Source organism: Micromonospora sp. LOL_023 (genome assembly GCF_048060115.1).
In the GTDB taxonomy this organism is placed as follows: Bacteria; Actinomycetota; Actinomycetes; order Mycobacteriales; family Micromonosporaceae; genus Micromonospora_E.
Genome location: NZ_JBHMIM010000040.1, coordinates 27,257 through 38,927, shown reverse-complemented (window position 1 = coordinate 38,927; position 11,671 = coordinate 27,257). Strand labels below are relative to the sequence as shown.

At 71.1% G+C, this 11,671-nt stretch carries 13 protein-coding genes; 5 read left to right on the top strand and 8 right to left on the bottom strand.

What is annotated here, in order from left to right; translation table 11 throughout:
- Positions 1 to 51: 51 nt before the first annotated feature.
- The 4 genes from ACFHVL_RS20880 to ACFHVL_RS20865 all read left to right on the top strand — a co-directional run bounded on the left by ACFHVL_RS20880 (position 52) and on the right by ACFHVL_RS20865 (position 3,598).
- Positions 52 to 279: a helix-turn-helix domain-containing protein gene (locus ACFHVL_RS20880; RefSeq protein WP_326553024.1), complete on the top strand. Its 228-nt coding sequence runs from the start codon at positions 52 to 54 to the stop codon at positions 277 to 279.
- A gap of 49 nt (positions 280 to 328) precedes the next feature.
- Complete coding sequence (locus tag ACFHVL_RS20875) at positions 329 to 1,093, top strand: enoyl-CoA hydratase/isomerase family protein (protein ID WP_416630031.1); 765 nt, start codon at positions 329 to 331, stop codon at positions 1,091 to 1,093.
- A 155-nt stretch (positions 1,094 to 1,248) separates the two neighbouring features.
- Positions 1,249 to 3,231 (top strand): ABC transporter ATP-binding protein, encoded by a 1,983-nt coding sequence (locus ACFHVL_RS20870; RefSeq protein ID WP_416630030.1) that lies wholly within the window; start codon positions 1,249 to 1,251, stop codon positions 3,229 to 3,231.
- A gap of 13 nt (positions 3,232 to 3,244) precedes the next feature.
- Positions 3,245 to 3,598: a hypothetical protein gene (locus tag ACFHVL_RS20865; protein ID WP_416629985.1), complete on the top strand. Its 354-nt coding sequence runs from the start codon at positions 3,245 to 3,247 to the stop codon at positions 3,596 to 3,598.
- Here ACFHVL_RS20865 and mug read toward each other — a convergent pair.
- The 6 genes from mug to ACFHVL_RS20835 all read right to left on the bottom strand — a co-directional run bounded on the left by mug (position 3,589) and on the right by ACFHVL_RS20835 (position 7,770).
- Entirely contained in the window at positions 3,589 to 4,119 is a 531-nt protein-coding gene (gene mug, locus ACFHVL_RS20860; protein ID WP_416629983.1) for a G/U mismatch-specific DNA glycosylase, read from the bottom strand. The genes ACFHVL_RS20865 and mug overlap by 10 nt on opposite strands.
- Entirely contained in the window at positions 4,116 to 4,877 is a 762-nt protein-coding gene (locus tag ACFHVL_RS20855) for an SDR family oxidoreductase (protein WP_416629982.1), read from the bottom strand. Before ACFHVL_RS20855 ends, mug begins: the two co-directional genes overlap by 4 nt.
- A gap of 29 nt (positions 4,878 to 4,906) precedes the next feature.
- On the bottom strand, positions 4,907 to 5,416 hold the full coding sequence (locus tag ACFHVL_RS20850; protein WP_416629980.1) for a hypothetical protein: 510 nt from the start codon (positions 5,414 to 5,416) through the stop codon (positions 4,907 to 4,909).
- Positions 5,413 to 6,231, bottom strand: a complete 819-nt coding sequence (locus tag ACFHVL_RS20845) for a DUF692 domain-containing protein (protein ID WP_416630029.1) — start codon at positions 6,229 to 6,231, stop codon at positions 5,413 to 5,415. Before ACFHVL_RS20845 ends, ACFHVL_RS20850 begins: the two co-directional genes overlap by 4 nt.
- Positions 6,228 to 7,073: a TIGR04222 domain-containing membrane protein gene (locus ACFHVL_RS20840; RefSeq protein ID WP_416629978.1), complete on the bottom strand. Its 846-nt coding sequence runs from the start codon at positions 7,071 to 7,073 to the stop codon at positions 6,228 to 6,230. Before ACFHVL_RS20840 ends, ACFHVL_RS20845 begins: the two co-directional genes overlap by 4 nt.
- A 118-nt stretch (positions 7,074 to 7,191) precedes the next feature.
- Positions 7,192 to 7,770 (bottom strand): TetR/AcrR family transcriptional regulator, encoded by a 579-nt coding sequence (locus tag ACFHVL_RS20835; protein ID WP_416629976.1) that lies wholly within the window; start codon positions 7,768 to 7,770, stop codon positions 7,192 to 7,194.
- 116 nt (positions 7,771 to 7,886) lie between these two features.
- On the opposite strand from ACFHVL_RS20835, the gene ACFHVL_RS20830 reads away from it, so the two are divergent.
- Positions 7,887 to 8,531, top strand: coding sequence for an HAD family hydrolase (locus ACFHVL_RS20830; protein ID WP_416629974.1), 645 nt, complete (start codon positions 7,887 to 7,889; stop codon positions 8,529 to 8,531).
- 13 nt (positions 8,532 to 8,544) lie between these two features.
- On the opposite strand, the gene ACFHVL_RS20825 is transcribed toward ACFHVL_RS20830, so the two are convergent.
- On the bottom strand, positions 8,545 to 8,790 hold the full coding sequence (locus tag ACFHVL_RS20825) for a DUF2630 family protein (protein WP_416629973.1): 246 nt from the start codon (positions 8,788 to 8,790) through the stop codon (positions 8,545 to 8,547).
- A 75-nt stretch (positions 8,791 to 8,865) separates the two neighbouring features.
- The gene (locus ACFHVL_RS20820) at positions 8,866 to 11,661 is read right to left on the bottom strand and encodes an aconitate hydratase (protein WP_416629971.1); all 2,796 of its coding nucleotides are present in this window, start codon (positions 11,659 to 11,661) and stop codon (positions 8,866 to 8,868) included.
- Positions 11,662 to 11,671 lie beyond the last annotated feature (10 nt).

Sequence of the window (11,671 nt, the reverse complement as noted above, 5' to 3'; positions counted from 1 at the left end):
TAATAGGTGGGACCGCATCGAACCACCCAGTCTGGGACGTGAGGAATCAACATGGCAGCCACCGGCACAGCCGCCACCACCGAGAAGGGTCGCCGGATCGTCGGAGCCGAGCGTCAGACCCTGGCCAAAGACCTCGTCAAGCGCTACTCCTCCGGGGAGAGCATCCGCGCCCTGGCGGCCTCCACCGGCCGTTCCTACGGCTTCGTCCACCGGGTGCTCACCGAGTCGGGCGTGCAATTGCGTCAGCGTGGTGGCGCTCGGCGCCGCAAGAAGGGATGACCATCCTGCCTTCTCGTATCGTGCTTCGTCAGTGCGGTCAGGGCCCCCGTTGACCGCGGCTGGCGGCGTACGACTCGACTACGACGGGCCGGTCGCGACGGTGACGTTGGACCGGCCCGACGTGCTCAACTCACAGACGCCACAGATGTGGCAGGCGCTGCGCGACATCGGCCGGACGTTGCGCGGCGACGTACGCGTCGTCGTGGTGCGCGGCGCCGGTCGTGCGTTCTCCGCAGGCCTTGACCGTGGGTTCGCCAGCTCGCTGCTCGATTCGACGGCGTCCCCGCTGGCCGACCTCTCGTCCGACGAGTGCGCTGCCCTGATCGCCCAGTTCCAGGAGGCCTTCACCTGGCTGGCGCGTCCGGATCTGATCAGTGTCGCGGCGGTGCACGGTCCAGCGGTGGGCGCGGGCTTCCAACTCGCGCTCGCCTGCGACGTACGCGTCCTGGCCGACGACGCCCGGCTGCGGATGGCCGAGGTCACCTTGGGACTGGTGCCCGACCTCGGCGGCACCCGGCGCCTGGTGGAACTGGTCGGATACAGCCGCGCCCTGGAGATCTGCGTCACCGGCCGCTGGATCGACGCAGCCGAATCCGAACGGATCGGGCTGGCCAACCTGGTGGTGCCCGCAGCCGAGCTGGGTCCCGCCGTCACCGACCTGGCCGCCGCGGTGCTGGCCGGACCGCGCGACGCGGTGATCGAGATCAAAGCCCTGCTCACCGGGGCCATCGACCGCAGCCCGGCCGCGCAACTACGTGCCGAACGGGAGGCCCAGACCCGCCGAATCCGTGACCTGGCGGGCCTCGACGAGTGAGGCCGCAGGCTCGGCCCGCCCGGTCGCGATCCCGGTTGGTGGGTGCCACAGGAAGATGCCAGTTACCTGAATTGTTGTCGTAGGCGTCCGGGAGACTGTTCCCCGCGACAGGAGACAGCGCGACACGAGACAGGAGGTGGCGGGTGCCGGGTTCGATGGCTGGCGGTGGCGGGATGGGCGGCATGGGCGCCAGCTGGAGCATGCTCCGCTCGATGCGCGACGACGATCAGGTGCGAGCCCACCGGGTCAACCGCGGCACGACGCGGCGGATCGTGGCCTTCGCCGGACCCTACCGTCGCGACATCGTCGTCTTCCTGATCACCGTCGTCCTCGCGGCCGGGATCGGCGTCGCCACTCCGGTCCTCGCCGGCGACGTGATCAACGCGATCACCGGCGGTGGCACCGACGCCGGCGCGACCGTGGTGCGACTGGCGTTGTTCATCGCTGGTCTGGCCGTCGTCGACGCCCTGCTGTCCCTCGCTCAACGCTGGTACGCCGCCCGCATCGGCGAGGGCATCATTCTCGACCTGCGGACCCGGGTCTACGACCACGTGCAGCGCATGCCGCTGCAGTTCTTCACCCGCACCCAGACCGGGGCGCTGGTGAGCCGGCTGAACAACGACGTGCTCGGTGCCCAGCGGGCGTTCACCTCCACCTTGTCGGGCGTGGTGAGCAACGTCATTCAGCTGGTGCTCACCGCCGCGGTGATGTTCACCCTGTCCTGGCAGATCACCGCGCTGTCCCTGGCGCTGCTGCCGATCTTCATCGTGCCGGCCCGCCGGGTCGGTCGTCGACTCGCGGAGATCACCCGCGAGTCCTACGACCTCGACGCCAAGATGAACGCCACGATGACCGAGCGGTTCGGTGTCTCAGGTGCCCTGCTGGTCAAGCTGTTCGGCCAGCCGGAGGAGGAGTCCCGTCGGTTCACCGAGCGGGCGGACCGGGTCCGGGAGATCGGGATCCAGTCGGCGATGTATTCGCGGACCTTCTTCGTCGCGATGCTGCTCGTCGCCTCACTGGCCCAGGCGCTGACCTACGGCCTCGGCGGCTGGCTGGCGGTCACCGGCGCGGTCAGCGCCGGCACCGTGGTCACCCTCGCGCTGCTGCTGACCCGCCTGTACGGTCCGCTGACCGCACTGTCCAACGTGCGGGTCGACGTGATGAGCGCGTTGGTCTCCTTCGACCGGGTGTTCGAGGTGCTCGACCTCAAGCCGTCGATCGCGCAACGGCCGGACGCCGTGCCCGTACCGCCCGGCACCGGCCGGTTGGAGTTCCGGGATGTCCGCTTCCGCTATCCCAGCGCGGCCGAGATCTCGCTGGCCTCCCTGGAGGACGTCGCTACCCTGGACCGGACGGTCTCCGAGCCGGTGCTGCGCGGGGTGTCGTTCACCGCCGAGCCGGGACAGCTGGTCGCCCTGGTGGGCCCGTCCGGGGCGGGCAAGAGCACGACCGCCATGCTGGTCTCCCGGGTGTACGACGTCACCGACGGCGAGATCCTCATCGGCGGTGTGGACGTGCGCGACGCGACGCTCGATTCGCTGCGCGACACCATCGGGGTGGTCACCCAGGATTCGCACCTGTTCCACGAGACGATCGCGGAGAACCTGCGCTACGCCAAGCCCGGCGCGACCGACGACGAACTGTGGGCGGCGCTGCGTGGCGCGCAGGTCGCCGAGCTGGTCCGGGCGTTGCCGGCCGGGCTGGACACCGTGGTAGGGGAGCGGGGGTACCGCTTCTCCGGCGGGGAGAAGCAGCGCATCGCGATCGCCCGACTGCTGCTCAAGGCCCCGTCGATCGTCATCCTGGACGAAGCCACCGCCCACCTGGACTCGGAGTCCGAAGCTGCGGTGCAGCGCGCGTTGTCGGTCGCGTTGACCGGGCGTACAGCGTTGGTGATCGCACACCGGCTGTCGACGGTCCGCGACGCGGACCAGATCCTGGTGCTCGACGGCGGCCGGATCGTGGAACGTGGCCGGCACGCGGATCTGATCGGCGCCAGCGGCCTCTACGCCGAGCTGTACCGCACCCAGTTCGCGGTCGCCGATTCGCCGGCGCGGTTCCCGGACGACAGTGGCCCGGATCCGGTCGCGGTCGGCGGCACCCGGCAGTTCCCGATCGATCCCGAGCCGGGTGTCTGACTACGCTGTCCGGATGAATCAGGAGGCTCTCGCGGCGGCACTGCGTGACTTCGCCGATCGGATCGCACTGTTCGACCCGGCTCCGCCGACCGCCCCGCCGCCGGCAACCGGCCAGCCGGTAACCGGCCGGTCAGCGGAGTCGATTGAGATCCGCGTCGGCGGCGCTGATCTCGTCGAGTTGACCCCAACGGCGGCCGAGGCGTTCTGCGTCGCGCTGCGGTCCTACCACGATCCGCGCGACCGGGGACGCTGCGACCAGTGCGGCTGCCGGCGCCTCGGCGAAGGTCTGCAGTGCCTCGACTGCGGCCAGCCGGGCGGGCTCTTCGGCCAACTGGTCCGGGAGCGGATGACCCGCTCTCAGGAGTGACTGGCGAGTCGCAAGGCACCGAACTCGGCGGCCAGAGCATCGAGCCGATAGTGCGCGTTCAGACCGCTCGGGTTCGGCAGCACCCACACCCGTGTACCGGCGATCTTCTCGTCCTGCCGGCCGATCGCCGCCCGAGGGCGGCCGAACCCGGTCCGGTACGCGGTCACCCCGACCACCGCCACCCAACCCGGCCGCTGGGCCTCGACGAGCTCGGTGAGCCGTCGCGCGCCGGTGGTCAACTCGGCCGTGCTCAACTCGGCCGCTCGGGCGGTGGCCCGGGCCACCAGATTGGTCAGCCCGAGCCCGAGACCGAGCAGCAGCCGATCCTCGGTCGGGTGGAGTTGCCGACTGGTGAAGCCGGACCGGTGCAACGCCGGCCAGAAACGGTTGCCCGGTCGAGCGAAATGGTGACCGACCGCTGCGGAGTACAGGCTGGGGTTGATCCCGCAGAACAGCACCTCGAGGTTTGGGCCGACGACGTCAGGCAGCAGCCGCGCCGCCCCGCCCGCCGCGATCGTCACGGATACGGCAGCGCGCCGCCGTCGACCGGGATGGCCAGCCCGGTCAGGTAGCTCGCGGCCGGGGAGAGCACGAACGCCGCGACGCGGCCGAACTCGGTCGGCTCACCGAGCCGGCCGAGCGGAATCGCCGCCTCCGCGTCGGCACGCGCCCGCTGCGGGTCGGCCGCCGCGGTGAACAGCTCGACGTTACGGTCGGTCATGATCCGACCCGGCAGCAGACTGACCAGCCGGACGCCCCGCCGGGCGTAGCCGTCGGCGAACTCCTTGACGACGGCCGCCAGGCCCGGCCGGAATCCGTTGGAGACGCCCAGCCCGGGCAGCGGCATCCGGGCCGAGGTGGACAGCACCACCGCGACCGCGCCGCCAGCCGGGGCCGCGTCGGCGAAGGTGCGCACCGCGCGTACGGTGCCGAGAAAGACCGTTTCGAACGCGTCGCGCCACTGCTGGTCGTCGACCGCTGTCGCGGCGGCCGGTCGCGGTCCGCCCACCGACACCAGCGCGCCGTCGAAGCGGCCGAACCGGTCGGTCGCCGCGGCGACCAGCCGTTCGGCGGTGTCCGGCGCGGCGAGATCGGCGGGCACCGCGACTGCGTGGTCCGAGCCGCCGAGCCGCTCGACGGCTGCCGCGAGCCCGGCGGCGTCGCGGGCGGCGAGCACCACCCGGGCACCGTCGGCCACCAGACAGGCCGCGGTGGCGAAGCCGAGCCCCCGCGACGCGCCGGTCAACACGTACACCTGGTCGGTGAGGCCGAGATCCATGCTGGCGATCCTGCTACACCGGTCGTCTATCAGGTCTGCCGGGTGCCGATCAGCCGTACCCGGCCGGCGACCTGGACGATCAGACCCGCCGGGGTACGTCGCAGCGCCGGCCACCATCGTCGGCGTGGACCGGACCGTCCGTCGTAGCGCCAGCACGCCTCCCGTTCGGCCAACTCCCGCGCGGCGAGGGCCGGCAGCTCGGACGGTTCGCTCCACTCGCGGGCGAAGTCCCAGCCGTCGCGCAGGCCACCCGTCGACGGCCGGCCGGCCGCCCAGGCGACGAAGGCCACCGGCCAGCGGTCCGCCAACGAATGGGCCAGCATCGGCCAGTGTCTCGCCGTCTCGCCCGCGCGTTTGCGCAGCAGCGCGGTGCGGGCCGCCGCCAACCGCCGACGATCGAATCCGACGGGATCCGGGGCGTCGGTCACCAGCGCCGCGACCAGCGCGTGCTGGGCGGCCGCCAACCTGGCGAGTTCGGGCGGCGGGTCGCCGTCGGGCCGAGCCGGTCGGCCGGCCGCGCCGGGATCAGGCGCCGTCACGTGATCGGTGCCATGCCGGTCGCCAGCGCGATCGCGTCCAGCTCCGCGTGGAGCACCGCAGCCGGTGGGTACCGGCCGTCGCGTTCCAGTAGCACCGCCGGTGGTCGTCGCCGCGAGCACAGCTGTGTGAGCAGTTCCAGCACCGGCGGCGCGACGGCGTCGGTGTGGGTGTCGTGATAAAGCCCGTCGTGCTCGGCCCCGCCCGCGACGTGTACGTACGCGACCCGCTCCAGGGGCATCCGGTCCAGCACCGCGACCGGATCGTCGCCCCGATTACGGGCGTTGGCATACACGTTGGCGACGTCGAGCAGCAGCAGCGCGTCGCAGCGTTCGAGGATCTCGGTGACGAAGTCGGCTTCGTCGAACTCGTCGTCCGGCCAGTCGAACAACGCCGCGATCGGCTCCAGCGCGATTGGCGCCGGCAGCTCCGCCTGCGCGCGGACCACGTTGGCCACCACCGCGTCGACCGCGGCCCGGCTGCGCGGCACCGGCAACAGGTGCCCGGCCTCGACCCCGCCGGCTCGGACGAACGCGATGTGCTCGCTCACCAGCGGCGCGTCGAGCAGCCGCGCGGTCGCGGCCAGCCGGGTCACCCGGGCGGCGTCGACCGGCTCTGCACCGCCGAGGGAGAGCCGCACGCCGTGCGGGACGACGGTCACCGCACGCTCGCGCAGCGCACGCAGTTGTGGGTCGAGCGGGCGGTCCGGATCGACCGACTCGGCGATCACCTCGGTGAATCGCAGCCCGGGTAGGTCGGCGACGAGCCCGGCGATCTCCGGTCGCCAGCCGAGGCCGACCCCGTACCCGTCGGTCAACCGCCGCACCCGCCGCACCCGCCGCACCCGCCACCGCCGTCACCGCCGCCGGTCGTGGCGGTGCGCTCGATCGAGGCGGCTTCTGCGAAGCCCGGATCCATGGTCCACAGTGCAGCGGTGCCGAACAGCGCCACACCCATCGCCGCGCCGGTCATGCCGTACGTGGCGTATGCGGGCCGGTTGCTGGGCGACAGGTGTCGATGGTTGCGCCTTAGCTCGCTCACCGCCCGCCGTCCGGTGCGGGTCGTCGGGGGCACGGCAACGGTGAGCCATAGCCCGGCGAAGAATGTCAACGTCAGCAGCAGCACCAGGTAGCCCACTGGCCGGTTGCCGGCCAGGCCGGCGATCAACCGCAGTACGCCGATCCCCGCGAGCCCCAACAGCGGGGCACCCAGCCAGCGCGCGGCGACTCTTCGCTGCCTGGACATCGCGAGCCCGGCCTGCTCCAGCTGGTCCTGCACCCGGTCGAGGCTCTGCCTGACCCGGGGATCAGCGATCAGGTCACGCACCCGGTGCTGCTGGTAGGCGGCGTGGTGGACGGCGGCGGTGAGCTCGTCGCCGCCGGCCGGCAGCGGGCCCGACGCGCGTAGCGCCCGGCCGCCGCCGACGTCGATCACGCCAGCGCCGCGTAGCCCGCCGAGCGCCGCGTTGATCGCCAGCGGTGCGCCGCCGGTGAGATAGGCGACCTGGGTGCCGGTGAGTTCGCCCGATCGGGTGCCACGGCTACCGGCGAACATCGCTTGCCGGTAGCCGATCGCGAAGATCAGCAGCGCCAGCGCCGCGATCCCGTAGCTGGCGAGAAAGGTGGGGCCGGGGATGCCCCAGGTGTCGCCGGACGTCAACGCGCCTCCCAGATGGCGGTGCTACCGCGCGGGGTGTACGCGCGGTACCCATTGTGGGGTAGCCACGCCAGTGAATCCATCACGGCATCGCAGTCGGTCCGCCCATCCGGATGTCGTGTCAGGTCGGCGGGCGGCGTACCGCCTCTTCGACCAGGTCGAGGACGGCGCCGAGGTCCCCGGCGGGCCGGCCCATCGCCAGGTGTAGCACCAGTCCGTCGTAGGCCAACTCCAGGAATCGGGCGAGGACGTCGATCGGCACGTCGTCGCGGAGCACCCCGGCGTCGCGTTGCCGGCGCAGCCGGCCCCGGGTGGCCTCGGCGATCGCGGCGGAGCGGGCTGCCCAACGGCGGGCGAAGTCCGGGTCGGTGCGCAGCCGACGGGAGACTTCGAGTTGACTGCCGAGCCAGCCGGCGGTGTCCGGCGCGGCGGCCCGGGTGAGCAGATCGCGCATGACCTGGACCAGGCCGTTGCGGGCGACGGTCTCGACCATGGCGGCGGCATCGTCCTCGGCCACAGCCAGGAACAAAGAGTCCTTGTCCCGGAAGTGGTGGAAGATCGCGCCACGGGACAGCCCGGTGGCCTCCTCCAACCGTCGTACCGTGGCACCCTCGTATCCGTGCCGGGCGAAGCAGACCCGCGCCGCGGCGAGGATCTCTTGGCGGCGGGCGTCGAGCTGGACCTGACTGACCCGGGGCATGATGTGATCGTGTCAGGTGCCCCGATCCCGTGCAATCCGTACGTACGGCTTGTTAAGTCCATCGTTTAACACCGCGGGACTGTTCCCCGGCGTGCGCCGTCGCGTATGGTGCGGCCGTGCCACTCCTGCTCCTGGATCTGGACAACACCCTCCTCGACCGAGCGGGGGCGTTTCGTGTGTGGGGTCAGGCGTTCCTCGACTCGATCGGCGCCCCGTACGACGATATCGACTGGCTTGTTTCCATCGATGCCGACGGGCTGACCGACCGGTGGGATCTGGCCGACGCGATCCGGGACCGCTACCAGCTGCGGATGTCGTCGATCGACCTGGTGGAGGCACTGCACGACGGGGTGGTGGAGCACACCCGGCTCGACCCGCTCGTCGCCTGTTCGCTGCAGATCGCCCGGGACGTCGGTTGGGTGCCGGTGGTGGTCAGCAACGGCGCGGTCCGTCAGCAGGAGGCGAAGATCCGGCGTACCGGCCTGGACCGGTACATCGCGGACTGGGTGATCTCCGAGGCCGCCGGGGTCAGCAAACCGAACCCACGGATCTTCGCCCTGGCTGCGGAGTCCGTCCGGATGCGGCTGCGGGGTGCCTGGATGATCGGCGACAGCCCGGAGGCCGACATCGGTGGCGCGGCCGCGACCGGGTTGCCGAGCGTCTGGCTGCACCGTGGCCGACAGTGGCTCGATCAGCGATTCACGCCGACCCGGCAGGCGTCGGGCGTGATCCCGGCTGTCGCCGCCGTACTCGCCGGCTGACCCGGCCGACCGGTCACTGCAGGTAGCTTTCCACCTCACCGGTGGTGCGCGGTGCCACCGAGTCGGCGTCGCCGCCGGTTTCCCGGGCGGCCCGGCGCCGACGCAGCAGGTCCCAGCACTGGTCGAGGGCCTCCTCGACGGCGCCCAGCCGGGCGTGCTCCTCGTCGGCGGAGAGTTGACCCGTGGTGAACCTGGTGCGCAGCTCGTGTTCCTCGTCGACCAGCTCCCGGATCCGGGCCAGCAGCGTCCTGTCGTCCATCCCACGAGCTTGACACAACGCGGCGGTGGGTGGTGACCGGACGGGTCACCACCCACCGCCGTGACTCACCTCAGGTCAGCTCGCGAGCATCTTGCGCAGCACGAACTGCAGGATCCCGCCGTGCCGGTAGTAGTCGGCCTCACCGGGCGTGTCGATGCGGACCACCGCGTCGAACGCCACGCCGGTGTCGGTGCGTACGGTCACCGTCCGCGGCGTGACACTGTCGTTGAGGGCGCTCACCCCGATGATGTCGATCGTCTCGGTACCAGTGAGCCCCAGCGACGCGGAGTCCTGCCCGGCCGGGTACTGCAGCGGCAGCACACCCATCCCGATCAGGTTGGAGCGGTGGATCCGCTCGTACGACTCGGCGATCACCGCCCGTACGCCGAGCAGCATGGTGCCCTTGGCGGCCCAGTCGCGCGACGAGCCGGAGCCGTACTCCTTGCCGGCCAGCACCACCAGCGGCAGGCCTGCCTGCGCGTACGCCTCCGCGGCGTCGTAGATGGTGGTCTGCTCGCCGGTGAGGTGGTTCACGGTGAACCCGCCCTCGACGCCGGGTACCAACTGGTTGCGCAGCCGGATGTTGGCGAAGGTGCCGCGGATCATCACCTCGTGGTTGCCGCGCCGGGACCCGTACGAGTTGAACTCGTGCCGGGGCACGCCGTGGTCGGTGAGGTAGCGCCCGGCGGGGGAGTCCGGCTTGATCGATCCGGCCGGCGAGATGTGGTCGGTGGTCACCGAGTCACCCAGCTTGGCCAGCACCCGCGCCCCGGCGATGTCGGTCACCGGCTGGGGAGCCGGTGCCATGCCATCGAAGTACGGGGGCTTGCGCACGTAGGTCGACTCGTCGGCCCAGGTGAACGTGTCCCCGGTCGGGGTGGGTAGCGACTGCCAACGATCGTCGCCGGCGAAGACGTCGGCGTACGCGGCGCCGAAGCCGGCGGCCCCGATCGCGCCGGCCCGGACCTGCTCGATCTCGGCGTTGCTGGGCCAGATGTCGCGCAGGTACACCGGCTCGCCATCGGACCCGGTGCCCAGCGGCTCGTTGGCCAGGTCGATGTCCATCGTGCCGGCCAACGCGTAGGCGACCACCAGCGGCGGCGACGCCAGGTAGTTCATCTTGACGTCGGGGTTGATCCGGCCTTCGAAGTTGCGGTTGCCCGACAGCACCGACACCACTGTCAGGTCGTGTTCGTTGACCGCGGCGGAGATCTCCTCGGGCAGCGGGCCGGAGTTGCCGATGCAGGTGGTGCAGCCGTAGCCGACGAGGTGGAAGCCGAGCTTCTCCAGGTACGGGGTGAGCCCGGCCCGCTCGTAGTAGTCCATGACGACCTTCGAGCCCGGTGCCAGGGTGGTCTTGACCCAGGGTTTGCGGTTCAGGCCGCGGTCGACGGCGTTGCGGGCCAGCAGCGCTGCTCCGAGCATCACCTGTGGATTCGAGGTGTTGGTGCAGGAGGTGATCGCCGCGATCACCACCGCGCCGTGGTCGAGTTCGAACTCGGTGCCGTCGGCGCCGGTGACGCCGACCAGCTTGCTGGCCCGGCCGCCGGCGCCGAGCGCGGCGCCGATCAGCTCGCGTGGCTTGTCGGCGGCGTCGTCGGCGCCGTCGGCGGCCGGCGGGTCGCTGGCCGGGAAGGACTCGGCGCTGGCCTCGTCCGCCGGTCCGGCGACGCTGGGTGCCGGGTCGGCGGAGACGTAGTCGGTCAGCGCGGAGCGGAACATCGTCTTGGCGCTGCCCAGCGGCACCCGGTCCTGCGGGCGCTTCGGACCGGCCAGTGAGGGCTCGATCGTGGACAGATCGAGTTCCAGTCGTTCGGAGTAGTACGGCTCGGCGGCCGGGTCGTGCCAGAGGCCCTGCTCCTTGGCGTACGCCTCGACGAGGGCGACCTGTGCCTCGTCGCGGCCGGTGAGCCGCAGGTAGCTGATGGTCTCGGCGTCGATCGGGAAGATCGCGGCGGTGGAGCCGTACTCCGGCGACATGTTGCCGATGGTGGCCCGGTTGGCCAGCGGCACCGCGCCGACGCCGGGGCCGTAGAACTCGACGAACTTGCCGACCACGCCGTGCCGGCGCAGGATCTCGGTGATGGTCAGCACCAGATCGGTGGCGGTGGTGCCGGCCGGTGCCTCGCCGGAGAGCTTGAACCCGACGACCCGGGGGATCAACATACTGACCGGCTGGCCGAGCATGGCGGCCTCGGCCTCGATGCCGCCGACGCCCCAGCCGAGTACGCCGAGGCCGTTGACCATGGTGGTGTGCGAGTCGGTGCCGACGACGGTGTCCGGGTACGCCTGCCCGTTGCGTTCCATGATCGTCCGCGCCAGGTACTCGATGTTGACCTGGTGCACGATGCCGGTGCCGGGCGGCACCACCTTGAACTCGTTGAAGGCGGACTGTCCCCAGCGCAGGAACTGGTAGCGCTCCTTGTTGCGCCCGTACTCCAGTTCGACGTTGCGGGCGAAGGCGTCCTCGCGGCCGAACAGGTCGGCGATGACCGAGTGGTCGATGACCAGTTCGGCGGGGGCGAGCGGGTTGACCTTGCTGGGGTCGCCGCCGAGGTCACGGACGGCCTCTCGCATCGTGGCCAGGTCGACCACGCACGGTACGCCGGTGAAGTCCTGCATCAGCACCCGTGCCGGGGTGAACTGGATCTCGACGCTGGGCTCGGCGTTCGGGTCCCAACCGCCGATCGCGCGGATCTGTTCGGCGGTGACGTTGGCCCCGTCCTCGGTGCGGAGCAGATTCTCCAGCAGGATCTTCAGGCTGTAGGGCAGGCGTTCATGACCCGCCACGGTGTTGATCTTGAAAATCTCATAGCTCGCGTCGGCGACGCGCAACTGGCTCTTCGCACCGAAGGTGTCAAGGCTCGCCACGTCGGACTCC

What these genes read in the sequence shown, in the direction of transcription:
- ACFHVL_RS20880 (WP_326553024.1), top strand. Translation starts at nt 52, where the DNA reads ATGGCAGCCACCGGCACAGCCGCCACCACCGAGAAGGGTCGCCGGATC.
- ACFHVL_RS20870 (WP_416630030.1), top strand. Translation starts at nt 1,249, where the DNA reads ATGGCTGGCGGTGGCGGGATGGGCGGCATGGGCGCCAGCTGGAGCATG.
- ACFHVL_RS20865 (WP_416629985.1), top strand. Translation starts at nt 3,245, where the DNA reads ATGAATCAGGAGGCTCTCGCGGCGGCACTGCGTGACTTCGCCGATCGG.
- ACFHVL_RS20855 (WP_416629982.1), bottom strand. Translation starts at nt 4,877, where the DNA reads ATGGATCTCGGCCTCACCGACCAGGTGTACGTGTTGACCGGCGCGTCG.
- ACFHVL_RS20835 (WP_416629976.1), bottom strand. Translation starts at nt 7,770, where the DNA reads ATGCCCCGGGTCAGTCAGGTCCAGCTCGACGCCCGCCGCCAAGAGATC.
- ACFHVL_RS20825 (WP_416629973.1), bottom strand. Translation starts at nt 8,790, where the DNA reads ATGGACGACAGGACGCTGCTGGCCCGGATCCGGGAGCTGGTCGACGAG.